The sequence below is a fragment of the Planococcus faecalis genome (assembly GCF_002009235.1).
GTDB lineage: Bacteria > Bacillota > Bacilli > Bacillales_A > Planococcaceae > Planococcus > Planococcus kocurii.
In genome coordinates, this window is sequence record NZ_CP019401.1 from 1958040 (window position 1) to 1985030 (window position 26991).

The following is a 26991-nucleotide window of genomic DNA, read 5'->3' on the forward strand; positions in this document are numbered from 1 at the left end:
GATAAGCTTTTGATGCAGCTTCTCTTTTTCCGATAAGCTGCGATATGTAAACCTACATCTTTTGAGATTCAAGTTTTAAACCTTACAGAACAGTATTCTGAATGTATCATTTTTTCTTATGAAATTAGTTCGGAATGATTTCCTCGTAAAGCCAGTAGAATCAAGGAAATGAATATAACTTAATTAGGATTAAGTTACATTCGATCGCTAAAATTTTTTTGAGTTTATGTTTTCGAATTATTATAACTAATAAACAATTTAGCTGTTATATTTAATTAAATAATAGAATTGGAATGAGGAGAAATAGATGCAGCCAACCACAATAATCGAAATAAGCTTTATTCTAGTTGTGACGGCGTTACTAAGTGTAGTAGCCCTTTTTTTGAGAAAACCGTTAAAAATCCTTATTTTAATAGCAGCAGGTTTTATTTTAATAGGCTCAATCATTTTTTACTCCACCCGCCTGATTATAGTGGAGAATCAAACAAACGAGGCTATTCAGCAATTAGATACTCACTTAACTAATACATTTAATGGCGAGTCTTGGGAGATTTTCGATACAGATGATTACGAAATAAAGAAAATTAAATTTTTGCATGTAATTTTTAATAACGAGCCGATGATAGTCTACGAGTATAAAGTAACTGAATCAGCTATCAAACAATTAAGTTTCTGGGGTAAGGAAAATGGAGATAATGCTGAAGTTCTATTGGAAAATGGGATAGATCCCCAACACATTGAATAGCAATGACGTTAAAGAAACGAATGTAACTTAATTCACATTAAGTTACATTCGTTCTGAAGTTATTAAAATATCCTTAGTTGATTAGACAGCACTGTTTCCCTCGCATTCAGTCCGAGCCTATCTAGCAATGAATTCGGAAGTATAAAGGTCATGTAGTCTTTATTTTGCATAAGGCCCAGAGTCAGTTCTTTTTGATTTGTTTCCCCCGAAATTTCTTCGCCAATTATCGCCATGTTGAAGGGAGACCTGCTGTAGACGGTCTCTGCTAACCGTTCATATGCTTCATTGATTGTTTATTTTTATCAGTTGTCAGAGGATAACGATATGGAAATGCCTTCTCAAGTGCAGCTTGTGGAATGGAAATGTCCAACCAGTCCGATTTTCCGTTTATTCTAGTGATTGTCTCCAAACAAGGCAATTCTTTTTTAGTTGCGCCGATTGTAAAATTAAGCTAGACAACTAAAAAAGTCATTCATGGTACACTCTACATGTATTTTCCGACCAAAGAAAAACAGAGGAGTGACCACGAATGACCTACACCCATCTTACCACGGATGAACTGGTGATGATAGAATCCTATCACCGCCAAAACATACCCGTGGCGATTATCGCAAATCAAATGAAACGTTCCAGGCAGCCAATTTACAAGGTCATCAATTTCCTGAAATTGGGACATACAGCCTCGACTTTTACACACAATACAAGAAAAACAAGAAACGCTGCGGACGCCAAAAAATCGTTTTGCCGAAGAAACAAATGACCTATATTCAAGACAAGGTGGCGCAGGGCTGGACGCCTGATGTCATTGTGGGACGCGCCGAGACAGCGATCGACTGTTCCGTGCGCACCATCTACCGCATGTTCAAAAATCGGGTCTTTGATGTTGCCACACTGCCCATGAAAGGCAAACGGAAACCCAATGGTCACGAGGAACGCCGCGGAAAACAGGCGTTCAAACGGCATATTTCCGACCGGGAAACCGATTATCCTTCGTTCAAAGAAGAGTTCGGGCACATCGAGGGCGACACCATTGTGGGCGTCCGCCACAAAAGTGCAGTGATCACACTGGTAGAACGGCTGACGAAAGTCATCATCGCCATCAAGCCTGCAGGACGCAAGGCGTGCGATATCGAAACCGCTTTGAACCAGTGGTTTCAAGGAATCCCAAAAAATCTGTTCAAATCCATCACGTTTGATTGTGGGAAGGAATTCTCCAATTGGAAACCGCTGTGCAACCAGCACGACGTCTCGATTTACTTTGCGGATCCCGGCACGCCTTCCCAGCGTGCCTTGAATGAAAACTCCAACGGCCTCTTGCGAAAAGACGGCCTGCCAAAGGAAATGGACTTCAACCAGGTGGACCAAACGTTCATTTCCTCAGTGGCTGACAAACGGAATAACATCCCACGGAAGTCGCTGGATTATCGCACACCCTTGGAGGCATTTTTGAGTCACCTGAATGGAATGGGCCTGTCTAGCTTAAATTGACAAACGGAATTTTCTAAAAACTTTTCCTTCGATGCTGAACCTATGAATTACTCATCCGGTTGGCATAATTCTTCTGCAATTTTCTTGATCCGATCCATGGTGATGCCGTTTCTTTGCTCAATGGCCATTGGATGGCTCGTCGGTTCCAATTCAATGAAGGGACGCATTCCGACCGAACGTGTGTGGACCATCGTTTTCAATTCCAGCGTTTCGGGATAACACGGAATGGAGGTTGATAACCAGCCGAACATGGGATCCAATTTTCGTTCTCGTCCTTCCGTTGCCCAGTACTCCGTTGTTAACTCAAAATTGGATTCACTCAAGGAAACCCATATATCCCAGATAAATGGCCCTTCGTCATCAGTTACGGGAATTTCAATTGCTCCTCGGATGAAGAAATGTTCATCATCCACAATGCACAAATCTTCATTCATCTCAATCCGGCTTTCCCATTCCTCTTCTGGAATGTCCTCGCAGTAATCGGGCACTGGGCTTCCATAACTCATAGGAAGCTCCTCGTGGTGTTCTCCACAAATCTTGCAGAAATATCCTTGTTCAATTTCACTCATCGTTTACTACTCCTTTTCAACTGGTTCTTTTAAAAAAATTCATTTGGTAAGATTTTTTCTTTATTTCAAATATACTGAATCAGACTAGAGATAGCTAGTTAATTTTGGAAATAGAAAGTGTTCGTAAAAGTACACTTTTCCGAACACTTAGGGGAAATAGTCATTCATCTTTAAGTTTCAAGAACACACTTTGTAACGTTTTTTTATATTTTAATAATAAATATGTTACAATATAAAAAAGAGGTGAAAACCAATGGAGCTCTATCAATATCTAGTAAATAAATATGGATACGATGAACCCATTCTAACGGAGCAACTAAAAGAGGAGCTCAATCTGAATCCAAATACACTTAGACAATATATTAAGCGACTTTCTGACAAAGGTCTGCTTACGAAAGTCCAGAACGGCATCTATTTCATTCCAAAAAAGAAGCCGATGTTTGGCTCGGCTGTGTTAGATACAGACCTAGTTATTCGAAAGAAATTTTTGGAGGACCGGGATCGTATTATCGGTTACAAGTCAGGCACTAATTTCGCCAATGCTTTGGGCCTGACTTCCCAAACAGCAGCGGTGGCAACCATCGTGACAAATAATGCTTCCGCTGCAAAGCGGGAAGTGAACATCTACAAAAAACGGTTTATCATTCGAAAATCGAGAGTAAGTGTGAATAAATCCAACTATAAGCTTCTTCAAGTGCTTGACCTATTGACTAATTACGAGCAGTACAGCGAAAAACCGCTTGAAGCAGTAGAAGAGAATATCCTGGCATATCTAGGAGATGTTTCAATGAGTGTGAGGGAAGTAAAAGAATATCTGAGTGCTTACCCGACCAAAACAAAACTGAGAGTCTACGAATTGGGGTTATTTGATGCGATTGCACGAAGAGAACGAGTTATTCATTGAGTTGATCCGGTCGGCAGCTGCCGCTTCTGGATTACAGAATTTCCAGATTGAAAAGGATTATTATGTATCGCTATTTCTGAAGCAGCTGGTCTCCACCTTTCCTGGCATTGTATTTAAGGGCGGCACCTCGCTTTCTAAATGTTACGATGTTATCAAGCGTTTCTCAGAGGATTTAGATCTTAGCGTTCCGCTGGGAGAAAGCAATAAGCTGCCGAGAAGCGAAAAAAAGAAGCTGAAGACGGCGATTGAATCTGTCATTCAGGACCTCGGCTTTGCATTGCTTAACCCGGAAAATATTCGATCTGGTCGAGAATTCAATGAGTATGAAATTGGCTATCGAAAAGCATTTGAAGGTGACAGCGAGATGTCACCTCATATTCTTGTGGAAACGAATGTTGCTTATCAACCTTTTCCATTCGAACAGCTTGAGGTCAGTAATTACATCACAAAGTTTGTCCTATCGGCAGAGGGAGACGAAGCAGAAAAAGAACGGTTTCTGGATGAATACGGGATGAAACCTTTCGCGGCTAATGTGCAGACTATTGATCGAACGTTTCTGGATAAAATCTTTGCCATCTGTGATTATTACGAGAAAAAAGAAAGTACTCGTTATTCGAGACACCTGTATGATCTTCATATGATTGTGAGAAGTGGATTCGTTGATACAGAAGGATTAAAAAGGTTGGTTCCTGAAGTGATCGAGATTCGAAGAGACGGTCGGGATACGGCTTCCTGTCGGTCTGGCTACGAACTAAAAAAAACACTGAACGAAATCATTCGGACGGATTTTTATAAGCAAGACTTTAATCGCAATACGAAAACATTCTTGTCAGAAGACGTGTCTTATATAGAAACCATCGATAGCTTGAAAAAAATAATCGACAGTGACTTTCTGCCAACTATCATCTAAATATAACGTCCAACCAGTTAGCTGGTTGGGCGTTTTTCATCGAAAATATGAAAGCTATGGTTTTTAATTTGTAATCGAAAAGACCGGAGTTACTCCTTCCTATCAAGCTTCAGTGAATTGTTCAGCTTAATTAATAAGTGGTTCTGCTTCCGATAATCCGGAATATGTAAACTGAAATTTCAATACCTTATTATCTCTAGGCTAAATAGAGAAATGAACGCTACTTTTCTACAAATATAGGCGTATCTTTCTTACTAGAAAGATACGCCTATATTCTTTAACTATTCGTGCAACTTTCATTAATAAAGAACACGTTTTTTTAATGCCTCTAAACTAACCTTCTGGTGCATCATGCGTTTGATACTTATTTAATAATTTTAGCTAAATGTTCAGTTAAACGAACTAGGTTGGATACAAATCCATATTCGCTGTCGTACCAAGAAACGGTTTTGACAAGCTGCTTATCTCCATTTTCAACGATATCCGTTAATGTTGCATCAAAAACTGCACCCGCTGAAGTTCCAATGACATCGGAGGACACAATTAGTTTTTCGGAGTATTCAAAAGATGGATTTGAAGCTTCTTTCATAGCTTTATTTACTTCTTCAATTGTTACTTTTCTTTCTAAGTTTGTATAAAACTCTACGATTGCCCCACCTAAAAGTGGTACTCTCACCGCTGTTCCATCAATAATTCCATTTAATTCAGGAATGACTCTTCCGACAGCTTTCGCTGCACCTGTAGAAGTTGGAATTGCATTCATTGCTCCAGCACGTCCGCGTCTCATATCCGAATGCGGGCTATCATGTAATTTTTGTGAAGGTGTATAAGCTTTAATTGTCGTCATATAACCCGTCACAATCCCAAAATTATCATGCAACACTTTCGCAACTGGAGCTAGGTCATTGGTTGTACAAGAAGCTGAAGAAAGTATCAAGTCCTCCTTTGTAACAATGTCCTGATTCACACCATAAACGACCATTTTTGTTTCTTCATCTGCTGGGGCAGTTATAATTACTCTTTTAGCACCTGCATCAAGATGTACCTGAGCCTTATCAGCAGTTTTATAAATCCCTGTTGCTTCTAACACGATATCAATTTGCAATTCATCCCACGGAAGATTTGCAGCATCAGCTTCTTGGTAAAAGTTAATTTTCTTATTATCAATAATCAAGGCATTCTCATGTACCTTAACATCGTGTTTTAATCGACCATAAGTTGTGTCAAATTCCAATAAATAAGCTAAGTTTTCAACAGTGGCCAAATCGTTAACAGCAACTAGTTCTAGTTCTGAATGGGTATCTAATAACCTTCTGAATGTCGTTCTTCCTACACGCCCAAATCCATTGATTGCTATTCTTGTAGTCATTTTTTTCCTCCTCATTAGTTTTATGCTTTTAAAAGTTTCGCATTAATCGCGACAATGATCGTGCTTAAGCTCATAAATACGGCACCAATCGCCGGACTGACCACAATTCCCCATGGTGCCAGAACACCTGCAGCCAGTGGAATGGCAAAAATGTTGTACCCGGTCGCCCACCATAAATTCTGTATCATTTTCCGATACGTTTTTTTAGATAGATCGATTAATGCAACGACATCATTTGGGTTGCTTCGGACAAGTATGACATCTGCGGTCTCCATTGCAATGTCAGTTCCAGCCCCTATCGCAATTCCTAAATTAGCGGTTGCAAGTGCAGGTGCATCATTCACGCCATCTCCAGTCATTGCCACTTTCCAACCTTTTTCTTTAATTTTTTTGATTTGATTAGCTTTGTCATCTGGCAATACTTCTGCATAAACTTCATCGATACCGACTTGTTTCGCAACCCAATCTGCCACTTTCTGATTATCGCCTGTCAGCATAATGGTGTGGATTCCTTGCTCTTTCAAGACAGATACGGCTTCTTTTGCAGTTTCACGAACTATATCGGCTAGTGCTACCATTCCAGCAAGTCGGTCATTCACTAAGACAAATACAACGGTCTTACCTTCTGCAGATAACTCATTGAACTGGTGTTGATCGTAGACAAGTTTGTTGTCATTCACATACCTTGGACTGACTACATTGACTTTCTGGCCATCTACTTGACCCTGTATTCCTTTCCCTGTGATCGATTCAAAATCACTCACTCGTTTTAGTGTCAGTTTTTGTTCTTTTGCAGAATTCACAATTCCTGCTGCGATTGGATGTTCCGAATTTTGTTCAATTGCAGCCGCAAGACCTAGCACGTCTTCTTTCTTGAAGTCGTTACTCGGCACAATATTTGTAACTCCGAATTCTCCTTTTGTTAAAGTTCCTGTTTTATCAAAAACAATCGCATTTAAATTACGTGCATCTTCAAAACCGGTACGATTTCGAATCAATAAGCCTTTTTTTGCCGATAGAGAAGTCGAAACCGCCACAACAAGTGGTGCTGCTAACCCTAATGCATGAGGACATGTAATAACCATGACCGTTACCATGCGTTCTACTGCAACATCTACAGAGTAGCCCAGCATCAGCCAAATAGTAAATGTTGCTAGACCTGCGACTATTGCTAAATAAAATAGCCATTTAGCTGCCCGATTGGTTAAATCTTGTGTTCTAGATTTCGATTCTTGAGCTTCCTTAACCATTTTAACTACTTGTGATAAATAAGACGCTTCCCCGGTCTTTTCTACCTCTATAGTTAATGACCCTTCTTTATTCACTGAACCGCCAATAACTTGATCGCCTTCCACTTTATCAATGGGCAACGATTCTCCTGTCAACATGGATTCATCAATGGTCGAATTACCTTCTACAATCTGACCATCTACTGGAATTTTTTCGCCTGGCTTTACGAGTACCCAGTCTTTGTTTTTGATTTCAGATAACGGTACATCCTGAACTTCGTTATTTCTGTCTATCCTATGAGCTTCGTTTGGCATCAATTGGATGAGTTGCTCGAGTGCGTTAGATGCGCCCATGATAGAACGCATCTCGATCCAATGACCAAGTAGCATAATAACAACTAAAGTGGCTAGCTCCCAGTATAATTGATTGCCGTTCCATCCAAATACCACCATTGTGCTGTATCCATAGGCAATTGTAATAGCTAAAGCGATTAACGTCATCATGCCCGGGTTCTTTTCTTTGAGCTCGTGAATGCCACCTGTTAAAAACGGCCATCCTCCATAAAAGAACACTAGGGTCGATAACGCAAATAAGAGATACATATCATTATCAAAACGCCAATCGACTCCTAAAAATTGTTGAATCATGGGGGATAATGCCAAGATAGGGATCGTTAAAATCAATGATACAAAAAAACGTTTTTTAAAATCTTCTACCATATCGTGATGACCTTGATGACCTTGATGACCTTGATGACCTTGATGACCTTGGTGATTATCAGTCGAATGTTTTTTCTCCGTGTTCATTTCTTGTTTGTGCGGATGGTGTTCAGTTGAATGTTTTTCATGATTATTGTTATCGGTCTTCATGTAGCACTCTCCTTATTTTAGTGACTTGAATTTAAATCTGTTAAATCTTAAAAACTGGCTCCGTTGTTATTGAACATTTCCTTTATTGAGCAAGGGTAACCACGTTTTTGCATTATCTTTTGTTAGAAAAGCTTCCCCTTGTAAGGTGTACAGCGCAATTTCTTCACTATCATTTGGATTTTGAAAGATAAAAGCAACACCATCTTGCGGAAGTTCTGGTAAAGTGACAATCTCTTCTTTTTTGGTTTCAATTGTATATTTAATCAATGAAGCGCTGGTACCGTAACTTGCATAAAACAAGGAATCTTCACTATAAAAAACAGCTGTTCCTTGATCGGTTTCATCTGTTACACGACCAAAATTTTCCCCGCCGTCTTCTGACACATATATCCCTGTAGAAGTAGCTGCCGCAACCAAGCTAGAATCATTTGGATGAAGGGCAAGTCCAGAAACTTCACCTTCTAACCCATTCACATTTACGGCCTCCCATGTCTCTCCTTTGTCATTACTCTTGTAAAAACCTGGTTTTAATAATGAATTCTCTTCTGGATTTAAGAGAAAGATATCTTGGCTCGTATAGCCTACAGCCATTGCGTGAAAGTCCGTTTCACCCTCAAAAGCGATGTGTTTTAACGACTTTCCTCCGTCCGTACTTTTTTGAATCCCAAGTGGATTCAGCATATCAGAATCCGCACTCGGATGTCCTGATGTATAAAAACCTTCTTCTACAGCATTAAATCCCATATAATCAAAAAAGTTATCGGAGATGGCAAGCCACTCCCCTTCTCTATAAATCTTGGGACCTGTATGCGAAGCAAAATATACGCCTCCATCATTTCCCGCATACCCCATCCCGTGAACGTGATTTAATTCACCTTCAAAAGGGATTTCCCTATTTTCATCTCCAGTATTGCTGCACCCTGTTAGAATCATTCCACTTAAAATTGCGCTCAGAAATCGTTTTTTTCTATTCATTTTCTATGCCTCCATCATTTCGCTCTGTTTATTTGTATAGTTAATCATAAGTTTAGCTGAATCATTGCGACTTTTTGTGCAGATTTCTTTATTTCTTTAACTGGTTAAACTTATGTACAAATAAACGCCATCATCTCTGCACTCGATATGCATAACTCTTTGATAAAGTAAAATAAATCACAACAGAAAGAAGGCACAAATATGATACAAAAGAGATTTTTACTCGGACTCTTTTCACTTTTAGCGGTATTAATCTTAGCTGCATGTACGAATATGGGTGAAGGAATGAACTCAAACATGATGCAGAACGAGGACAATATGGAACCCGGTATGGAAGACACCAATCAAGGCGGAATGGGGAGTATGATGAATCATGGAAATGTCCCTTCCCTTGTATCCTCTGAAGGAATAAATGAACTCGCAATTCCTCCCTTACTGGAAAAGCAACAAGGACAAGAATATGATTATGAAGTAATAGCTCAGGAAGGAACTACTGATTTTTTTGAGGGTATCTCAACTGAAACGTATGGATATAACGGGGACTTACTTGGTCCTACACTTAAGATCGAAGAAGGAAAAAGTGTTGATGTTAAAATTACAAATGAATTGAATGAACCCACCACCTTTCACTGGCATGGCCTTGAAGTTGCTAGTGAAATAGATGGCGGACCCAGTGATGAAATTCCGCCAGGAGAAAGCCGAATTGTTACGTTACAAGCCGATCAACCAGCTGCAACACTGTGGTATCATCCGCACGTTCATGAAATGACTGCCGAACAAGTATATAGAGGGCTTTCTGGAATGTTGCTCATTGATAGCTCAAACAGTGAAGATTCAACTATTCCGAACGAATATGGCGTTAACGATATCCCACTTATCTTTCAAGATCGCCTGTTTGACGAAGATAAGCAACTAGATTATGACAACCTGATGGATGAAGATGGAACTCTCGGTGATATCTCGATGATTAACGGAACGCTAAACTCAAAACTGACCATTACAGAACCGATTATGCGTTTTCGATTATTAAATGGATCGAACGCACGAAACTACACATTCAGTTTGAGTAATGGTGCTAGCTTTACCCAAATTGCTTCTGATGGAAGTTTGCTCGATGAACCCGTAGAAGTTGAAGAATTAACACTCGCGGCTTCAGAGCGTGCAGAAATTCTGATTGATTTTTCAAAACTAACGTCTGAGGAATCTCTTGCTATCATTAATGATGAAGGTGTTGAATTGTTGCCATTTGATGTTGAGCTTGACACTTCTACCGTAGATTCAACTGAAATGTGGACAACGGAAGAGCCATTTCTATCGCAAGAAGAAAAAGAAATGCCTGTTGAAAAAAATATTGAATTATTTGGCATGATGGACATGGTAACGATTAACGGTAAGAAATTCGATCCAAATCGCATTGACTTACGCCAAGAACAAGGTGTTACTGAAGTGTGGGAAGTGTACAATAAAAAGGATATGATGGGTGGGATGATTCATCCGTTCCACGTTCATGGGACGCAATTTAAAGTGATCTCTCGTGATGGCAAAGAAGTGACTCCACGTGAACAAGGGTTGAAAGACAGTGTATTAGTTAATCCCGGAGAAAAAGTGAAATTGCTCGTCACTTTTCCTGAAAAAGGTGTCTACGTTTTTCATTGCCACATTTTAGAACATGAAGATAGTGGCATGATGGGACAAATCGAAATTTATTAACCAATCAAAAAAATGCTCCGAAAAGTAAAATGGCTTCTTTACTTTCCGGGGCATTTTTGCACTTTTTTAAAACTGACTATTTCTATTTTAAGCCGTGCGCTTTAAAAAGAAACGCTCGCCTGCAAAAATTAACAGAATAAAAACAAAAGATACACCGACAACAAATAAGTCAGAGTTTATCTTCACCCAAACGAACGCAGTTAGTATAACAGCATCTAATAGTAGAGCAGTTAGTACGATAACCGAATTAGCTCCGATTTTTTTACGTAAGTGTTTGAACACTCCCCAATGAATAATCATATCCATCACTAAGTATAGGATGGCACCCATTGAAGCAATTCGACTCAAATCAAAAAAGATAGTCAGAATCATAGCCAATATAATCGTATATACTAGTGTATGTTTTTGAATCCCTCCAGGCATGCCGAAATGTTTATGAGGAATGAGTTTCATTTCGGTTAACATGGCTAACATTCTTGAGACAGCAAATACACTGGCAATAATTCCTGAAATTGTAGCAATGATTGCAATGCCTACAGTAAACCAAAGCCCGTAATCCCCAAAGGCAGGTCTTGCAGCTTCTGCAAGCGCATAGTCTTTTGATTTAATAATTTGTTCTAAAGGTAAATTACTTGACACTGCCCATGCAATTAATAAATACACAAGCAAACTGATAGAGATGGAAATCATAATGGCTCTACCCACATTTTTATTTGGCTTAGTGATTTCAGATCCACTATTCGTAATTGTCGTAAATCCTTTAAACGCTAAAATGGTTAACGCTACAGCAGCAATATAACTAGCAATTGTTGGATCTACCGAATTTCCGGCATTTTCTGCAGGAGTAAAAGAAAATCCAGCAACCTTTAATCCGCCGATGCCAAAGACAGCTAAGCCTGCAATTTTTAGTAAAGAAGCAATCGATGTAAACGATTGAATAAAGCGATTTCCAGAAATATTTACTAGAAACGCAAAAGTTAGCAACACCACTCCTAGTAATGGGACAAGATAGCTAGTTTGGTCAACATCAAAAAGTTGCAACGTGTACGTTCCAAAAGTTCTTGCTACTAAACTCTGGTTGATAACCATTGAAATCGCCATTAATAAAGCCGCAGAAGCAGTAATTGTTCCTTTCCCATAAGCTTTCACTAAAAACATCCCAATGCCACCAGCAGATGGATATTCATTACTCAGTTTAATATAAGAGTAGGCACTAAATGCTGTAACTATTCCCCCTGCAATAAATATTAATGGAAACCAAATTCCTGCAAGTTGTGCGACTTGTCCAAGCAAAGCAAAGATACCCGCGCTAATCATTACTCCAGTCCCCAAACCGACAGCGCCAGTTAAGGAAAGACTGTTCTTTTTATAATCTGCCATTCTTACGCCTCCCGTTTGGATAATAGTACCCCAACATAAATATGGCTGAACTGTTGCTACCAGTTATCCGTGTTGCGAGTACTTGAGTTTTCCCTAGACAATCTATAAGTAAACTCAAACCAGAGAACTCCACATAAAGTGCATATTTAGCTACTTATAAAAAGTAGCTGACTGAAATTTTTTATCTAATTTATTCGCTAAAAACTGAAAAATATTATCGATTATTACACCGAATATGGATAGTCTTATTTAGAAGAAGAGTTTATGAACCCACACATCGTTTCGCAATTAATTATAGAAAGGGTTAGGACACATGTTGATTAAATATAGTAAAACCTTTCAAAAAATCGCAATGGGTTTATTAAATAGTATGTCCATTGAGAATGATTTACAAGTTTCGAAAGAAACTATACGCAAATATGAGGAACGCGACAATTATCATCTGTATTTTTGGAAGGAAAAAGAAAAAATTATTGGACTCACGGGAATTAAAATACGTGATCCTGTTTTGATTGTGCATCATATTGCGATTAATCCCTCTTTTCGAAATGAAGGTATTAGTCATGCAATGATTGCAAAAGCACAACACCTTTAAGAATAAAAAGTCATGACCTCCACCGAAGAAACCTAAGATTTCCTTACTAAATGTTGGGCAGAGAAATAATTAATCCAAACTCTCATCCATAAAGAAAGAGCTTCAAATGAAGCTCTTTCTTCCGATAACTCATGATATGTAAACTAGAATAACTCTAACGCAAAAAAAGTCTTACAACTTTATTTACTAATATATTTGATATAACCAACACACACTACAATGCTAAAGACTACAATGATTCCATAGAGTGTACCTATAATAGAACCTATAAACTCTAATCCTAACGGAAGTAAAAGTGTTAAGAGACCAATTCCGTATAATAATAGTCCAACTGCAAAGGCTAATTTTTTTTTATCTCCCTTGAACGTTTTTTCATCATATCCAGCTATTAAAGATAATTCTTTTTTCTTCCAGATCATAAAACCAAACAAAAAACAAATAATACTGACAAATAGACAAACAATAAAACCACCTAAGGGCATACTTTAACTCCTCCTCTAGTTAAGGATTACGGTTTTTAAAAGATAAAGTTTCAACTAACTCAATATTTTCGCTACATCGCTATGTTGATAGTTGATGAAGAACTTGAGATTTTCCATCGCTATTTATATCTCTGTTAATAGAAACTCATAAATGAAATTATGCATTGGCATGTTATTTATATTTTACATTTCAATGTTCTAAGAAATAACCGTTCGTAAAAGTACACCTACATGAACAAACTGGAGAAGATGCTTAGGACCGGCATCTTCTCCAGTTTGCTTTTATAAACTTCCGATAAGCTGCGATATGTAAACTAATAGCTCAGTCAAAAATATCTTCTTAAACTTACCCTATGCGAGAAGAACCCCTTCCCTCCGACTATTCATTTTCTACTATTGTACTTGTAGGCAAATGGCTAATGAGTCTTTCCAATGTTTTGTATCGTTCATTACTCGTATAAAGATTAAACCCTTGCCCATCATGCCAAATTATTATAACTGTAGAATTTTCCTCCATTTGAAAGTAAGGCAACATATAAGGCTTCTCTTTTCTCATTATTGTTTTTTTCATAGCCAATTTGTACGTGCAGTTATCGGTAAAGGAAAAGGCGAAAAATTGATTGGCAGCTGCCATCCAAAACGTCTCTTCTAAGACAAGCTGCAAATCTTGTGCACCCTTCAGCGTGATCGTGAAAACGGGAAACATTCTGCTTTCAATACCTTCTACACGAGAAGTATAAGAAATCGCATTGTCGTTAAGCAACTTTTCAAGTTTTATTGCTTGATCACTGTAAGGTTCAAAGGTAAGAAAAACAGGGAACGAATCCTGCGTGCAAATAAATTCAGACAAGAATTCACGGGTTCTATCAGGATAGTCTTCATAATCTGAAGTTCCGATATACCATTTCGAAACCTTCTGGGAATCATTAAATATAATGAACTCTTCTTCCGATTCCCAATCTTCCCGACTTATATAAATCTTGGCCAAAGTCTATCACCCCTTTAGATTTTCTAATGCCCTTGAACCATACAAAGCTCTGTTCTACTTTTCAATAGGTTCGGTAAGTTATCATTTAATTTTATGCCATGTATATTAAAAGATACCAAATGCGTTCGGATATATAATCCCATTTCTTTTGAGATTCATGCTTTAAAAGCTTACAGAACTGCATTCTGAATGTATCATTTTTTCTAATGAAATTAGTTCCGAATGATTTTCTGGGGAAGCCAGTAGAATCAAGTTTTTGAATAAAACAAGTGCTGCTAATGCTAGAAATCTTTTACTATTCAGTGTCACTATTCTCTAAATCAAACAAGTAATCTGCCGATATGTATGGTGTGACTTTTTTAGGTGAGTTGAATTTTTCATTCTTCGTAAATATCGTAAGGCCGACCTCATATACATCAATGAATGTCTCGACTTTATCAAAATCAAGGTTTTTAAATTCAGTCGGGCTATCCCAATTTCTTGTTGGGACTAGATCCACTTCAGAAATATCTTCCCCAAAGAAAATAAAAACTTCCAATCCATTTAAAACTAATTCAACCGCATTAGTGCAAACCCATTCTAATATGTCAGTCGAATCAATTTTGATGATATAACCGTCCGAAGAAAATTTATAGTGAGAGATATTCTTCTCTGAAATACTCGTTTCTATATGTTCAAAAATCACAGATTCCAGTACGAAAAAAACAGGGAAGCTACTGATATTTTGGATCAGCGTAAAAAGAAAATCAGTTTCCATGTCCCTAATTCCGACTGCAATTGATTCAAACTTACCTTTCGGAAGAACAAAATCATTGATCAAACTGGCATCTGAATATTGAACAAAATATTGCTTTTTCAATTGCTTCCCTCCTACTTAGACTTATAAGCGAATGTAACTTAATTACACTTAAGTTACATTCAGATTGAGTAAAAAAATCAATTTAAAGTTCTTTTTTAGAAAAAATGAAACCTTACTGGAAGTAAATAGGTATAACAAAGTGCATTATTATTTATTTAGCGTATGTATGAAAGGTGGAGAAATCAATTGTTCGTTTATTTTCTAGTAACGTTCGTTGTCGTCTTTTTAGCCATTTTAATCATTAATTATATCGTGAATAAACTTTTAAGAATAACGAACAAGACTCATTGGGTTATGTCTATCGTTGCAAGTCTCGTATTCACGTTAATTTTCATAGCAATACTTGGCTTATAAACATTGAAACTGAATGTAACTTAATTGGTAATAAGTTACATTCATTTCTACTAATAAAAATATTTTCTATTGAAAATTTTCCATTCAACACTTAACTGTTATGATAAAATAACAGAAAAAACAAAATACTTATTAGGATATTAGGAGGTTGGAAATGAAAAAGATAATTCTATTATTCGTTACAGCACTTATATTAAGTGGTTGTAATACTGGAGATGGAACTGTTTCTTCAGATAATATTACTCCTGAAGAAACTTATAGCTTTACAGGCAGCAATGAAAATTGGGAAGTATTATTCGAAGTAGATGTTGTTAACAAAGATCAGGGGGAGAATCAAGTTGATGAAAACGGTACACTTACATTTATTGGTGAAGACGAAGCTCCCAAAATGGTAGATTATAAACTGAAAACCGGCAGTGGTGTAAACAGTAATGAAGGAACTGGCGTACCAATATACGATGAGGTCGGAAGTTTTGCGCAAGGCAGTTGTGGAAATTGCGTTCCTATGGAAGCTGATGAGGAACTTGAGTTAGAGATTATATGGGATGGAAATACAGAAAAAATAATATTAAATTCTAATGAATGATTTGCTCAGCAGGTAGATATTTTTTATTGAACTTGAATGTAACTTAACTGCACATAAGTTACATTCAGTTTTTTATATTCCGAGATGGTAGAGATAGAGATTTCCTTCATCCAGCCTTTCAATCATAGAGAGCAATCTTTCCAGTAACTCAAGAACATCGTCTCTACTAAAAATTAAACGTTCATGCGTCCCTAGTATATTTTTTTTGGAAGAAAGCACAAATTCTCCAGTCAGCTCCAGTTTTTCAGGGGAGTTTGTAAACAAAGAGTGCCAGGCACTAAAAATACTTTTCATAGTGGCTGCCGACGTTTGATCAAAAAGGGTAACCCCATAATAATTTATTCCTGTTTCTTCTCTTGTCATCGATATTGCTGGATTTTTGCACGGAATCCAGTTTAAAGAATCTGCTATGTATTGAATCAAATCGTCGGGGATATCTATGGAGTCAATAATGTCTAGATTTTTCTCATTTCGCCTCATCAAATCTTTATAAGCAACTGTCTTGGTTACTAAGGAAAATTCGTGTTCTAAGCTCATACTTCGTCCCTCCCTTAAGCTTTTAGTTTCCAAGGTTTCGAATGTAACTTAATTGCTATTAAGTTACATTCAAAATCTCGGTTGATTACAACATTTTCTCTCTGTCAGGTTCTTTTAAAAAAGCATCTTCACCTTCATCAAAACCTTCAGGTCTCCAATGATCTTCCAGCAATCCACTCTCTTTAAACAATTTTCGAAGCTTTTTAATGGCTTCATCCCAAGACGAAAATACTTCAAAAGCGTATGGTGGTTCTGTCTCATTATCATTCCATACAGCCCATTTTTTATTAGGAAGCTGAGTAGCATGGTACCAAGTATCGCCTTCCATTTCATAGATACCAAAAGTATTTTCCGAAGCAATATTCCAATCCAGATAGCCTAATTCCTTCGCAAATTGATCGTATTTTTCAAAGAACAATTTATGCACAAACTTTTTTAAATGCCCCATATCTTCACTTCCTATTTCCCCTGTTTTCCTCATATTTGAATGTAACTTAATTCACATTAAGTTACATTCAAACCTTTTACTTTTCTGATTTTAATAGTTGAACAATGAATTATAACGGTTGTTTGTGAAAAAAGAAGAATTTCATGTTGGAGCTTCTTTTTACTCAGTGGAAGAATTTCATCATATCCCCATTCATCAAGCCCTCTTTTGCCTCCATCTACAATTTTATAAGGTGTGTTCGAATAAACATTACGAGTAATATCATAATCCATGAAAAATTTACGGACGTTAATCCATTGGATTTCATAGAGTTCGCCATTATACTGCTCAATCAACATTTTAACCACTGTAGGGTCTTTGGTTTGACCATTTTCTTGGTTCAAAATATTAATCGAAACTACTTTGCCATCATGAAATGAATTACTTTTTAGAAAGATAGCTGTGCCTTTATTGAATCTATTTAAAAGTTTTTCTTTTTCTTCGGTATAACCTTCTAAATCCCAATGATCTTCGTCTACTAAATATTTCATCCTCCAATAATTCCTTTCTCAGTTATTCATTCCTCTTGTTACTAATGTTGAATGTAACTTATCTGCACATAAGTTACATTCAAAACCCTGATTTTATTGGTTATTTCTCGGCCAATTCAGCTGCCCATCGCTTAAACCAATCGGATGGTAATTCCAATTTCGAAAGATCCATCTTCATCAATTGTTCATGGGAATAAAATTCGTACCAATGCAAATCCCATTGACATTCAATGCTTTGGGCCACATAATAGGCCTCTTCGTCCTGACCGCTTAAATCTTCATCCAACCAAGCCGTTGTTAAATTATCACACCACATACAAAAATCCACCTGAGGGAATTGGTTTTCTTGCTTGCATACGGTGTCTAAAAGACTCTTAAGATTTTCATAGGAATAGGGAAGCGTGATGCTCGTTTTATTCCAATTCCATTCCACAATGTAATCCTCCTCTTAATTATCGTTCAACAGAGATGTCTTTTTATGATTTTTATGTTTATGATTTTTATGTTTCACCAATAATATCATATTGGAATTATATTCAAAGAAATTTCATCAGAAAATAAGCGTTCGTAAAAGTACACTTTTACGAACAAAAAAAGAAGAAACTCATTTATAAGTTTCTTCCGATAAGGAGTCAATAGACTTCAGTCTATAGGGGAGAGTTTTTGCTAATCTGAACTGAACCCTAAAGGTATCCATGAAAGTTACTTCTTAAAATTTATGTATTCTTTTTCTAACTGTTTATAGTCGCAAGAAATTTTAGCAGGGAAATTACCACCCTTGATTACATCTTCATACCATTTTCTAGCTTTTTGTTGGACGTCTTCTTGATTTCTAATTATGTAACTGTATTCTTTTTGTAACAGCCTTTCATAATGTCTTTCCTCTTTACTAAAATCCATTTCCTCGATTTCAGTAGGAATGATAGGAAACATATTATTTATATGGAGAACTGCTAATTTTTCTGTCTGATCTTTACCATTGATCTTAATAACTGAATTGTTTCTGATTTTATCGTGCTTTTCAGGTTTGTAGGATGAAATAGGTGCGTAATATTGAAAAATACCAATAATAAGAATAACACCAACATAGGGTCTGGCTCTATTTTCATTACTGTTGTTAAGAATCCTTGGATCAATAGTTTTTAAAAAATTAATGTAATCATCACTTACTCTAAAGAACCTTAATTTATCAGCTGTCATTATGTCCCCTTCTCTTTCTATAAAGAGAAGGAGACAGTGATCAAATCACTGTCTCCTTCAAAATTTTATAGGTCGCATTATCTGGCAGCGAAACGCCAATTTTATCGGTCACACTTAATGGCGGTGAAACGCCAATTTTATCGGTCACGTTTTATGGTAGTGAGACACCAATATTACTTATTACCTTAATTATAGTATTAGGATTGACTATTGTCAAAGGCAAACGCCCAGTTAGGAATTGGGCATTTTCTGTTACCCGTTTTTGGTCTTTTTTCGCGAGCAAATTTACTTTCGTTTTTGGGTCGCAATTTTGATAAAAAGAACAGCCTAGTAATGTCATTAATTCAGATGTTACTTTCACCAGTTCTAAGTGTTATTTTTTATAAAGATTTAAACCACCTGTAAATTTTTAAATATTGCAGAGGTTGTAAGATTTTTTAAACTTCCGATAATCCTGACTATGTAAACCTATTGTCCTTAAGTTTTCTCTTTTAGCTCAAGAGGATCAATATAAATCAATTCATTAAAGTTCTCAACATTGCTTAAAGTGACTATTTATTTAGCAAGTTGATTTAAAGCAGAGAATTTGTTCAAAGCGGTTTTCCAGTTGATTTTTTGATCGTTTTCAATGGCGTAAAGCAGTTCATGAAAAACTGGCTGTAATCCATAGAATTTTTTTACCCTATCTAATAAGAACTCCTTATTTTCAATGTTGGTGTACCATCCCAAAACATCCTTTGTAAAATCCATTCCAAAAGCCCAATATAATCCTGCAAAATCAAAAGCTGGATCTCCTATTTGCGCATCTGTGAAATCAATAATTCCATTAATACTTTCCTTTTCTTGACTATAAATAATATTTGAGGCTGTTAAATCTCCATGTATAATTGTTTTTTCATTTGTGAAATTAGAAAATTCATTAAGAAAACGATTAAACACTTCATTGATTTCTTTTTGCTGCTTACTGGTTAGAAACGGGAATAGTTTAATTTCCACTTTCTTGTGTAGGCTTTCCCAGTACTTTAATGAGTGTATAGTTCCTATATTAGAATGATTGAGATCCGTTATGTCTATACGATGCAATTTAGATAAAAAATCACCAATTCCCCGAGCATTGTATGGATTACCTCTGAGATTATTAACCGGAAGTTCACTTAGAGAAATGCCTTCCAAGAAACCATATTTTACTCCTCTCAACTCCCTACCTTCATACAAGTACTCATAATTTGGAATAAGTAACAAGGGTTTTTTTCCTTTCAAGTTTTCTAATATTTTTCCTTCGTCCTCAATTTTAGATAATACAGCATTCGATTTGGGAAATCGAAAAACGAGTTTTTCATTCAAAATTAAAATATCATTATCCCAACCATCGCTGTTTGTTTGTACACTATTTATAAATAAGTCAGGGGAATTGTTTTTTGCGAAAACTAACATTTCTTCCTCGGTCATAAGTATCTCCTCCTGTTTAGAACACAAAACCTAATATAAAATTAAACTGCATCTATTCATATTTCAACATTTATATCCATTAGGATTTCCTTTACGAGTATAGCCGATAGAACATAGAAAACCGTTTAGTAAAGCGTTCGTAAAAGTACATGTTCACAAACGAAAAGGAGAAGGAACTTCAATAAAGTTCCTTCTTCCGATAATGTGTCATATGTAAACTAAAATCCCCTACTCCTGCATCTCCATTAGCAACATTTTAAATACATATGATTTAAAACTGTAGTAAAATGATTACAATATTAACCATTCTTATAATTCAGCGCATCAAGAATGCACTTGGAGAATCAGGAAATTGAGGAGCAAAAATATGAAGCATATTTTAATCATAGAAGACGATGAAAAAATCCAGCAGTTTCTGCACTCTATTTTAACGGAAATCGATAACAGTTTTTATTTGCATGTATCGCCAAGCGCTGCACAAGCGCTTGAAATTGCGAATACCCATGAGATTTCCCTCTTTTTCATTGATATCCAATTAACGGACTATAAAGGAACAGACTTAGCGAATGAATTAAGGGCATTGCAACGGTATAAATACACGCCGATGATTTTTGCTACAGCCATTGTAACTGAGGAACTTAGAGCTTACAGGGAAATCAAATGCTATGACTATCTGATTAAACCCTTTACACGAGAAGAAGTAAAACAGGCAGTTTATGGCGTTCTGGATTACATGAAACATGTACACATCAACCAGCAGACTGTTCGATTCGAACAAAAAGGCTTTATATTCGAACATCGTATGCAGGACATTGTGTACATCGAATCATACGGGAAGAAAATGATTGTCCATTTAAAAACAGCAGATGGTATATTTCAAGAAAATCTTTCCGGATACTCTTTAAAAGCTATACATGAATTGCTTGAGGAAGGACCTTTTCAGCAAATCCACAAAAGTTACATCATCAATAAAGATTATGTTAAAAGTATTTCCAAAGCGGAAAATACCATAAAACTTCAAGGGCATTCGGCGATTCTGCCAATCGGGCAGAAATACCGAGATGTCCTGATGAAAGTAGGAAATTGATGGGCCAATTAGTATTTCAAACCGCCCTTGATGGCCTGACCCTTTACTTGATCATGTTCTTATGCGGAAGAGAACCCATTGCTTTTAATAAAAAATCAATTCTCTGGTATACGATTTTGGTTTCCTTTTGTCTCTTGGCTAGAATCAGCTTCATGCCGATTAGTGAAGGGCTTATTGCAGACATCGCTTTTCAAAATTTCGAATTGCTTCCTGTAAATTCATTAACGGGAATTATCGGCCTGATTTGTGTATTGTTCTTGCTAAATAGTGTGGCCTTTAACTTAAATCACCTTGAAGACATTTTCACAACCCTATTGGCACTTATCATCTGGTTTATTTTTCGCCTACTCAGTATCGGCTTCGTTGATGTACTGGATTTAAACAGTATCTATATTCGGCTTTTCCCTTTTCTTTTGGCTGCACTTATCTATTGGCGATTCTCAGCGAAAGCCAAACAGATTCTTAGTGACAAATCAAATACATTTACGAAGTTTATGATTGTGAATGTCTTCATTCTTTTTTTAATCTTGATTGTTTCGGCTAATTTTGAAGCAATCGTTCTTTTGGAGAATCGGATCTCCTTATTTCTTCTCCTATTCTTCATCAGCGCATTTATGAGCTGGTTGCTACTAGAACAGCGAAAAGCTGAAGTCACGGAAAATCGAATCGATGCAACTGAGCAATTCTTGCCAATTATTGATGAATTGGTTTTGGAAGTACGGGCAAGGCAACATGAATTTTCGAATAAGCTATTGGCGATTTCAAGCCTTGTCGAAACAACAGACGATATTGAAATGGCGCGCGAAAAGTTGCGCACCTACATTGAAACAGCAAATTTATCGAACGGCCAATATGAATTGCTGAATATGGATCATAAAGTAATTGCCGGTTTTCTTTACACAAAAATGAAAAGGGCTGAACAACTTAAAATCGAACTGCAAATCGCTCGAACTGTTTCCGTCCACGATTTCCCATGTGAAGATGTTGATTTAATCGAGGTACTCGGCATACTGATTGATAATGCATTGGAAGCGAGTACGAGTGGAGACAAAATAACCCTTTCCATGACGAAAGCAAACGGCCACTTAGAATTAACCGTTAGCAATCCAGCAACTTATAAGAGCAATGAGCAATTCATGCAGCTATTCGATATCGGCTATTCCACCAAATCAACAACGGCAGCTAAGAGGGGGTATGGGCTTCATAATGTAAAAGAAATAGCCCATCGCTACGGTGGCCGAGTCATTGCAAGGAATGAGCAGAAAGGCGTTCACCTGATTGCATTAGGCATCCGATTTTAAAGCACATACAATGGTTTTAAGGGAACGAAAATTCTTCGTTCCCTTAAAACCATTCTTTATTTCCAACATATTGTTAATGCCTAGTTCATTCATTATAGTTGCTGTATAAGGAGGATTGACCGAATGAAAAACTTACTATTACTCGAATGGCGCAAGGTGAAATACCCCGTACTGATTGTTGCAGCTCTCTGTACGGCGCTATCGATTTATTTATGCAGTACTGTTTACCAGAATTACGCATTAGAAGAACAGCTGGAAGCATGGGAAGTTGGGATGCGTATTTTCAGCCTTATCTTCCCTTTAATCGCTGTACTTCCCACAGGGTGGATGATGTACTATGAACGAAAAACCGGCTTCATCAACTACACTTTGCCTAGAGCCAGCAAAAAAGATTATCTTACAGCCAAGTGGATCGTAATGAGTGGAAGTGCTTTTCTGATGATTTTCATTCCATTTTTTGTTGGGGTGCTCGTGGTCTTGTTTATCAACAATCCCATCGACGTATTTTACTCCAGAGTAAATCCTGATACGGGTTTGGGTGAACCCTATGTGGCAACAAATCATATCTTCGGTTCTCTGTTTACCGAACAGCCTTTGATTTATGGCTTTTTAATGAGTGTATGGAAAGGTCTTCTGGCTGTGCTGATTGCAAGCATGGGATTTGTATTCAGTTTACATTTCAGTAATTTATTCATCATTTTAACCGGTCCTTTTGTGTATACCATTTTAGAAAATTTTATATTATCCGTGCTTCCTTTTGAAGGATATCGGCTACTGACAGCATTTGATCCCTCAAGCGTTTTAACAACCTCTTTAAGTCCTTTCTCGTTCATAGTCGGACCGGCTCTTGCATTGATTACCATTTTGGGGATCTCGTTTTACATGCAATACGTTAAAAAAAGTTCGATCTATTCCCTTTAGGCGGTGAAAAATTGGCGATCATCTTATGGCGGGATATCCAGAAAATCTTTTCCCTCCCCCTGCTATTAGCAACAGGAGGAATGATGCTTTTTGCTTTAGCAGAGCGTCAGCTGACCACCGACAGCATGCAGCAGTTCTTGCTCAGGATGCTATCGGACCACTATTATTTAACATTTTGTCTTACTCCATTGTTCTTTCTCTACCTGTACAGAAGTTTAGAAGAAGAACTTCCTTTCGTTTTAATCCGAAGTAAAACTTTTTCAAGATATTTCTTTAGGAAATCTATGGCGATTGCAGTAAACTCCCTCATATTGGTAGTGTTCCAAGTGGCAGCCGTAGGCATTGCCAGCACAGGGCTTGCGTCTCGGAATGTATTTCCAACAAATAGCGTTGCAGAAAACGAACTGTTTTTTGAATTCACCAAGTATTGGGAAACCCCATTATTCGCTGCACTTTGTAGTGCGCTATTCCTGGTTGTCGGTTTTAGCTTAATCGGATTCATGCTTCAAACAATGCACCACTTTCTTGAAAAACGAGCGATTGCCATAATCGGAATCCTTCTGTATGTCGTAATGATTCTTGCACTTAAAATCCCAGCACTCAGCAAATTGCCCTTCGTTCCAAACCGGTACATCATTTTGCACTACAACTTTTATTCTTCAACTGCTTGGATTTGGACAGCTGCCGGAGTAGCTATAGCCGGAACTGCCGGCTTTCTCCTAATCCGGTATGGGTGGAATCGTCAACTGAAAATAAAGATAAGGTCACAGCCAAAAGGACTTTTTTTCTACTATGCCCGAAGCTTATGGTTACCCAAGCACCTGGCAATTTTATTCAGCGTCATTCTACTGATTTATCTTCTGAAGGGATTAACCACCCCTACTTTAACCGTTCAGGAATCTTTCTTAAGATATTTCTACGGACAAGTACCCGGCCAATTTCAGGTCATGAGTTTATTGGAGGCATTGCTTTATCATGGCGCTCCCCTTTATCTGATTGCTATTTTTACTGAATCTATGACTCGAATGGATAATTTACCAATTTTCGTTAGAATCCAGCACAAGTTTAATTGGTTCAAAGTGATTGTGGGCAACAGCCTTTTACTCGTAACTGTTTATGCGTTGATGACCGGGCTACTGATTGTCTTTCTTGGGATGCTAAGTGGCCAAAACTGGGATGGAATCTCGTTTGCTGGAAAAGGTGCTATAAGTGCGGACTGGATCTTCCAGCTAATCTTATTGAAAATAGGCGAGTTCAGCTTGCAGTATCTTGGCTTTCTCGTGCTTTTTTTAGTAACGAAGAATGTCACACTGTCTTTTCTTCTTGTGTTAGTTACCCACTCCCTTTCTGTAATGCCGTTTCATTCACTTCTTTACTTTCCAATTGGCTTAAGCACAGTAGCAAGACTCGATATGCTAGAAGAGTCCATAGGAATACCGGTTTTCCAAGCTGCAGTTATCCTAATCGGCGGTATTTTCTTTCTTTACAGTGTTAGTTATGCAAGTTACAGACGTTTTTTTAATTAAGGAGGATAAATCATGACTACAATGATTGAGGTTCATAATGTAACGAAGGTTTTTGGAGGACAGACCGTTTTAGAAAATATTGATTTAACCGTAGAAAAAGGAAAGACCGTGGGGATCGTAGGAGGAAATGGCAGCGGTAAATCTGTCCTATTCAAAACCATTTGTGGGTTTACCAAGCCCGATAACGGATTTATCAAGATTCGGAATGAGGTATTGGGAAAAGGAATTGATTTCCCTGTAAATGTCGGTGTGTTTATCAATTCACCAGGTTATATTGAAATTTACAGCGGATTCAAAAACCTTCAATTTTTAGCAGCCATCAACAAAAAAGTGACTGACCAGCAAATCAAGGACACAATGACTCTTGTGGGCTTAAACCCGGACAATAAAACCAAAGTAAAGAACTATTCCTTAGGAATGCAACAAAAATTAGGAATTGCTCAAGCTATTATGGAAGACCAAGATATCATCATTCTTGATGAACCCTTTAATGCACTTGATTATAAAACCTATAATGATATAAAAGAGGTTATTACAAATCTTCAAGCATCAGAGCGCACCATCTTATTAACGAGTCATCATTTTGCAGATATTGAAGAGTTATGCGATGAAGTCTATGTGATATCAGAGGGCAAACTACAACCTCTGACTAATGAAATGAAGTCTCTCTATCTGAAAAGATAAAACTAAAAGTGATAAGCTAGTTTAATGATCTACCTACCTCCCGTAAATCTAATGTTTATAAAAGTGGTCAGATATAACCAAAAAGAGGAAAAGATGCTAAGGCAAGCATCTTTTCCTCTTTTACATCTACATCGTTAACTTCCGATAACTGATGATATGTAAACCGAAATTTCAATATGGTTTTCTTAGTTTCATTTATACAATATATTTATACTCTTTTTGCAAAATAAAATAATTGATGGTCTCACTTTTTGCGGTTATACGCTATCACTAAAATGGCGGACACTATCAGTTCAACGATAAAAACTAAAAATACAATCCAACTCAAATTTAATTGCAAGTACCCATCTCTACCTATATAAACAGCTAACCCAATGCACCCATTGAACCATGCGTGACTTAAAACAGTGAGAAGTAAGCTCTTAGTGTATTTATAGATGGCTGTGAATGAGAAAGATAAGACTATTCCTAAGAACGCATACAATTCAAAAGGAATAGCACTTTGAGGTGTACCTAATATCAACCATAACGGTAAATGCCATATACTCCATATGATTCCCACAATTATGACAGAAGGAAAATAGCTAACTACCCTTTCTAATCTAGGCTGCAAAAACCCACGCCAACCTAATTCCTCAAGTCCACCGCCAATTATGAAAAGTGGTAAGTTTAGAAACATATATAGAATTGCAATAGGCTCGTTTATTCCAAATGCAATCCAGATCATAAGAAAACGCCAAATTATAAAAAATCCAAATATCAGCCATGCTTTGCTGTTTATTTTTTTTCCAAAAACAAACTTAAAAAAAGATGTTTTCCCAAACTCCTTATTGTACTTCCGATAAATAATATAAGAACCAAAGGCGGGCCCTAACCCGCCAATTAACATAGGCAGCCAAAATAATGGTTCTCCATACCAAAGAGCATCAAAATATCTATTCCCTATGATAATAGTTAACCAAGATAACCATGTTATAGAAAAAGTACAAAAAAGAAAAAAGCCGATTTGCACTAGCGAGTGATTCTCTTTTTTCATATTTTCATCTCACCTTAACTCTCCCTAATATTCTACAGATATTTTTTGTCAATCGATCTTATTATCCATAGTATAACCGATACAGTTGTGTCCATTTGAAAAAATATTGATAACAGTCAGAAAAACTATTTCGTCAATTTAGAAAGCTCAAAATAATTGAAAACATCACCAACACTTTCTATTTCATCTGATTTTCATTTGTTCTAACTTTCTCTACAGAATACATAGAATATTTTTTGCATAGTATCTTTTAAAAAAA

The 26991-nt window shown here is 37.0% G+C and carries 26 protein-coding genes and 1 pseudogene; 12 read left to right on the top strand and 15 right to left on the bottom strand.

From position 1 onward, the window contains the following. Window positions 1–307: 307 nt before the first annotated feature. Together AJGP001_RS09785 and AJGP001_RS09790 are read left to right on the top strand one after the other, a co-directional pair. Window positions 308–745 (top strand): hypothetical protein, encoded by a 438-nt coding sequence (locus tag AJGP001_RS09785; RefSeq protein ID WP_071153735.1) that lies wholly within the window; start codon window positions 308–310, stop codon window positions 743–745. 529 nt (window positions 746–1274) lie between these two features. Then, window positions 1275–2233 (top strand): annotated as a pseudogene (locus AJGP001_RS09790) (IS30 family transposase). A 47-nt stretch (window positions 2234–2280) separates the two neighbouring features. On the opposite strand, the gene AJGP001_RS09795 reads toward AJGP001_RS09790, so the two are convergent. Beyond that, window positions 2281–2802 carry a DUF2199 domain-containing protein gene (locus AJGP001_RS09795; protein ID WP_071153737.1) on the bottom strand — a complete coding sequence of 174 codons (522 nt, stop codon included), beginning with the start codon at window positions 2800–2802 and terminating at the stop codon, window positions 2281–2283. A 253-nt stretch (window positions 2803–3055) separates the two neighbouring features. Here AJGP001_RS09795 and AJGP001_RS09800 point away from each other — a divergent pair, with 253 nt between their 5' ends. Beyond that, window positions 3056–3706: a DUF6088 family protein gene (locus AJGP001_RS09800; protein WP_078080477.1), complete on the top strand. Its 651-nt coding sequence runs from the start codon at window positions 3056–3058 to the stop codon at window positions 3704–3706. Next, window positions 3672–4616 carry a nucleotidyl transferase AbiEii/AbiGii toxin family protein gene (locus tag AJGP001_RS09805; RefSeq protein WP_071153739.1) on the top strand — a complete coding sequence of 315 codons (945 nt, stop codon included), beginning with the start codon at window positions 3672–3674 and terminating at the stop codon, window positions 4614–4616. The genes AJGP001_RS09800 and AJGP001_RS09805 overlap by 35 nt, the downstream gene beginning before the upstream one ends. A gap of 364 nt (window positions 4617–4980) precedes the next feature. Here AJGP001_RS09805 and gap read toward each other — a convergent pair whose 3' ends face one another. From gap to AJGP001_RS09820, 3 genes are all read right to left on the bottom strand, one after another. Further along, window positions 4981–5985 (bottom strand): type I glyceraldehyde-3-phosphate dehydrogenase, encoded by a 1005-nt coding sequence (gene gap / locus AJGP001_RS09810; RefSeq protein WP_078080478.1) that lies wholly within the window; start codon window positions 5983–5985, stop codon window positions 4981–4983. Window positions 5986–6005: 20 nt separating this feature from the next. After that, complete coding sequence (locus AJGP001_RS09815) at window positions 6006–8084, bottom strand: heavy metal translocating P-type ATPase (protein ID WP_425439662.1); 2079 nt, start codon at window positions 8082–8084, stop codon at window positions 6006–6008. Window positions 8085–8150: 66 nt separating this feature from the next. Continuing rightward, window positions 8151–9059: a F510_1955 family glycosylhydrolase gene (locus tag AJGP001_RS09820; RefSeq protein WP_071153740.1), complete on the bottom strand. Its 909-nt coding sequence runs from the start codon at window positions 9057–9059 to the stop codon at window positions 8151–8153. Between the two features lie 201 nt (window positions 9060–9260). On the opposite strand from AJGP001_RS09820, the gene AJGP001_RS09825 reads away from it, so the two are divergent. Continuing rightward, complete coding sequence (locus tag AJGP001_RS09825; RefSeq protein ID WP_071153741.1) at window positions 9261–10769, top strand: multicopper oxidase family protein; 1509 nt, start codon at window positions 9261–9263, stop codon at window positions 10767–10769. An 87-nt stretch (window positions 10770–10856) separates the two neighbouring features. Here the strand turns inward: AJGP001_RS09825 and AJGP001_RS09830 are convergent, their stop codons facing one another. After that, window positions 10857–12149: an APC family permease gene (locus AJGP001_RS09830; RefSeq protein ID WP_071153742.1), complete on the bottom strand. Its 1293-nt coding sequence runs from the start codon at window positions 12147–12149 to the stop codon at window positions 10857–10859. 313 nt (window positions 12150–12462) lie between these two features. On the opposite strand from AJGP001_RS09830, the gene AJGP001_RS09835 reads away from it, so the two are divergent. Next, window positions 12463–12744: a GNAT family N-acetyltransferase gene (locus tag AJGP001_RS09835; RefSeq protein WP_071153743.1), complete on the top strand. Its 282-nt coding sequence runs from the start codon at window positions 12463–12465 to the stop codon at window positions 12742–12744. Window positions 12745–12923: 179 nt separating this feature from the next. Here the strand turns inward: AJGP001_RS09835 and AJGP001_RS09840 are convergent, their stop codons facing one another. The 3 genes from AJGP001_RS09840 to AJGP001_RS09850 all read right to left on the bottom strand — a co-directional run bounded on the left by AJGP001_RS09840 (window position 12924) and on the right by AJGP001_RS09850 (window position 15073). Then, complete coding sequence (locus tag AJGP001_RS09840; protein WP_071153744.1) at window positions 12924–13226, bottom strand: DUF3784 domain-containing protein; 303 nt, start codon at window positions 13224–13226, stop codon at window positions 12924–12926. Window positions 13227–13605: 379 nt separating this feature from the next. After that, complete coding sequence (locus tag AJGP001_RS09845; protein ID WP_071153745.1) at window positions 13606–14214, bottom strand: hypothetical protein; 609 nt, start codon at window positions 14212–14214, stop codon at window positions 13606–13608. A gap of 295 nt (window positions 14215–14509) precedes the next feature. Then, window positions 14510–15073, bottom strand: coding sequence for a hypothetical protein (locus tag AJGP001_RS09850; RefSeq protein WP_071153746.1), 564 nt, complete (start codon window positions 15071–15073; stop codon window positions 14510–14512). A 508-nt stretch (window positions 15074–15581) separates the two neighbouring features. On the opposite strand from AJGP001_RS09850, the gene AJGP001_RS09860 reads away from it, so the two are divergent. Further along, entirely contained in the window at window positions 15582–16013 is a 432-nt protein-coding gene (locus AJGP001_RS09860) for a membrane lipoprotein lipid attachment site-containing protein (protein WP_078080480.1), read from the top strand. A 72-nt stretch (window positions 16014–16085) separates the two neighbouring features. Here the strand turns inward: AJGP001_RS09860 and AJGP001_RS09865 are convergent, their stop codons facing one another. The 6 genes from AJGP001_RS09865 to AJGP001_RS09890 all read right to left on the bottom strand — a co-directional run bounded on the left by AJGP001_RS09865 (window position 16086) and on the right by AJGP001_RS09890 (window position 20177). Beyond that, the gene (locus AJGP001_RS09865) at window positions 16086–16550 is read right to left on the bottom strand and encodes a hypothetical protein (RefSeq protein WP_078080481.1); all 465 of its coding nucleotides are present in this window, start codon (window positions 16548–16550) and stop codon (window positions 16086–16088) included. Window positions 16551–16635: 85 nt separating this feature from the next. Continuing rightward, window positions 16636–16998 (bottom strand): hypothetical protein, encoded by a 363-nt coding sequence (locus AJGP001_RS09870; RefSeq protein WP_078080482.1) that lies wholly within the window; start codon window positions 16996–16998, stop codon window positions 16636–16638. Window positions 16999–17054: 56 nt separating this feature from the next. Then, window positions 17055–17528: a hypothetical protein gene (locus AJGP001_RS09875; RefSeq protein WP_071153748.1), complete on the bottom strand. Its 474-nt coding sequence runs from the start codon at window positions 17526–17528 to the stop codon at window positions 17055–17057. Between the two features lie 100 nt (window positions 17529–17628). Next, window positions 17629–17844, bottom strand: a complete 216-nt coding sequence (locus AJGP001_RS17390) for a hypothetical protein (protein WP_151897512.1) — start codon at window positions 17842–17844, stop codon at window positions 17629–17631. A gap of 386 nt (window positions 17845–18230) precedes the next feature. Further along, window positions 18231–18728, bottom strand: a complete 498-nt coding sequence (locus AJGP001_RS09885) for a type III toxin-antitoxin system ToxN/AbiQ family toxin (RefSeq protein WP_078080483.1) — start codon at window positions 18726–18728, stop codon at window positions 18231–18233. Window positions 18729–19283: 555 nt separating this feature from the next. Continuing rightward, entirely contained in the window at window positions 19284–20177 is an 894-nt protein-coding gene (locus AJGP001_RS09890; RefSeq protein ID WP_071153751.1) for an aminoglycoside phosphotransferase family protein, read from the bottom strand. Between the two features lie 367 nt (window positions 20178–20544). On the opposite strand from AJGP001_RS09890, the gene AJGP001_RS09895 reads away from it, so the two are divergent. The 5 genes from AJGP001_RS09895 to AJGP001_RS09915 all read left to right on the top strand — a co-directional run bounded on the left by AJGP001_RS09895 (window position 20545) and on the right by AJGP001_RS09915 (window position 25696). After that, window positions 20545–21264, top strand: a complete 720-nt coding sequence (locus tag AJGP001_RS09895; protein WP_078080484.1) for a LytR/AlgR family response regulator transcription factor — start codon at window positions 20545–20547, stop codon at window positions 21262–21264. Then, a complete protein-coding gene (locus AJGP001_RS09900; protein ID WP_071153753.1) occupies window positions 21264–22565 on the top strand; it encodes a sensor histidine kinase in 1302 nt (433 codons plus the stop codon). The genes AJGP001_RS09895 and AJGP001_RS09900 overlap by 1 nt, the downstream gene beginning before the upstream one ends. Window positions 22566–22688: 123 nt before the next feature. Continuing rightward, window positions 22689–23486 (top strand): hypothetical protein, encoded by a 798-nt coding sequence (locus tag AJGP001_RS09905; protein WP_071153754.1) that lies wholly within the window; start codon window positions 22689–22691, stop codon window positions 23484–23486. Window positions 23487–23497: 11 nt separating this feature from the next. Next, a complete protein-coding gene (locus AJGP001_RS09910) occupies window positions 23498–25012 on the top strand; it encodes a hypothetical protein (RefSeq protein WP_151897513.1) in 1515 nt (504 codons plus the stop codon). A 12-nt stretch (window positions 25013–25024) separates the two neighbouring features. Further along, window positions 25025–25696: an ABC transporter ATP-binding protein gene (locus AJGP001_RS09915; protein ID WP_071153757.1), complete on the top strand. Its 672-nt coding sequence runs from the start codon at window positions 25025–25027 to the stop codon at window positions 25694–25696. Between the two features lie 244 nt (window positions 25697–25940). Here AJGP001_RS09915 and AJGP001_RS09920 read toward each other — a convergent pair whose 3' ends face one another. Then, complete coding sequence (locus tag AJGP001_RS09920) at window positions 25941–26732, bottom strand: CPBP family intramembrane glutamic endopeptidase (protein ID WP_078080486.1); 792 nt, start codon at window positions 26730–26732, stop codon at window positions 25941–25943. Between the last annotated feature and the right edge of the window lie 259 nt (window positions 26733–26991).

Coding starts and splice junctions, on each gene's coding strand:
- AJGP001_RS09785 (WP_071153735.1), top strand. CDS start 308: ATGCAGCCAACCACAATAATCGAAATAAGCTTTATTCTAGTTGTGACG.
- AJGP001_RS09795 (WP_071153737.1), bottom strand. CDS start 2,802: ATGAGTGAAATTGAACAAGGATATTTCTGCAAGATTTGTGGAGAACAC.
- AJGP001_RS09800 (WP_078080477.1), top strand. CDS start 3,056: ATGGAGCTCTATCAATATCTAGTAAATAAATATGGATACGATGAACCC.
- AJGP001_RS09805 (WP_071153739.1), top strand. CDS start 3,672: ATGCGATTGCACGAAGAGAACGAGTTATTCATTGAGTTGATCCGGTCG.
- gap (WP_078080478.1), bottom strand. CDS start 5,985: ATGACTACAAGAATAGCAATCAATGGATTTGGGCGTGTAGGAAGAACG.
- AJGP001_RS09815 (WP_425439662.1), bottom strand. CDS start 8,084: ATGAAGACCGATAACAATAATCATGAAAAACATTCAACTGAACACCAT.
- AJGP001_RS09820 (WP_071153740.1), bottom strand. CDS start 9,059: ATGAATAGAAAAAAACGATTTCTGAGCGCAATTTTAAGTGGAATGATT.
- AJGP001_RS09825 (WP_071153741.1), top strand. CDS start 9,261: ATGATACAAAAGAGATTTTTACTCGGACTCTTTTCACTTTTAGCGGTA.
- AJGP001_RS09830 (WP_071153742.1), bottom strand. CDS start 12,149: ATGGCAGATTATAAAAAGAACAGTCTTTCCTTAACTGGCGCTGTCGGT.
- AJGP001_RS09835 (WP_071153743.1), top strand. CDS start 12,463: ATGTTGATTAAATATAGTAAAACCTTTCAAAAAATCGCAATGGGTTTA.
- AJGP001_RS09840 (WP_071153744.1), bottom strand. CDS start 13,226: ATGCCCTTAGGTGGTTTTATTGTTTGTCTATTTGTCAGTATTATTTGT.
- AJGP001_RS09860 (WP_078080480.1), top strand. CDS start 15,582: ATGAAAAAGATAATTCTATTATTCGTTACAGCACTTATATTAAGTGGT.
- AJGP001_RS09865 (WP_078080481.1), bottom strand. CDS start 16,550: ATGAGCTTAGAACACGAATTTTCCTTAGTAACCAAGACAGTTGCTTAT.
- AJGP001_RS09870 (WP_078080482.1), bottom strand. CDS start 16,998: ATGGGGCATTTAAAAAAGTTTGTGCATAAATTGTTCTTTGAAAAATAC.
- AJGP001_RS09875 (WP_071153748.1), bottom strand. CDS start 17,528: ATGAAATATTTAGTAGACGAAGATCATTGGGATTTAGAAGGTTATACC.
- AJGP001_RS17390 (WP_151897512.1), bottom strand. CDS start 17,844: ATGTGGTGTGATAATTTAACAACGGCTTGGTTGGATGAAGATTTAAGC.
- AJGP001_RS09885 (WP_078080483.1), bottom strand. CDS start 18,728: ATGACAGCTGATAAATTAAGGTTCTTTAGAGTAAGTGATGATTACATT.
- AJGP001_RS09890 (WP_071153751.1), bottom strand. CDS start 20,177: ATGACCGAGGAAGAAATGTTAGTTTTCGCAAAAAACAATTCCCCTGAC.
- AJGP001_RS09895 (WP_078080484.1), top strand. CDS start 20,545: ATGAAGCATATTTTAATCATAGAAGACGATGAAAAAATCCAGCAGTTT.
- AJGP001_RS09900 (WP_071153753.1), top strand. CDS start 21,264: ATGGGCCAATTAGTATTTCAAACCGCCCTTGATGGCCTGACCCTTTAC.
- AJGP001_RS09905 (WP_071153754.1), top strand. CDS start 22,689: ATGAAAAACTTACTATTACTCGAATGGCGCAAGGTGAAATACCCCGTA.
- AJGP001_RS09915 (WP_071153757.1), top strand. CDS start 25,025: ATGACTACAATGATTGAGGTTCATAATGTAACGAAGGTTTTTGGAGGA.
- AJGP001_RS09920 (WP_078080486.1), bottom strand. CDS start 26,732: ATGAAAAAAGAGAATCACTCGCTAGTGCAAATCGGCTTTTTTCTTTTT.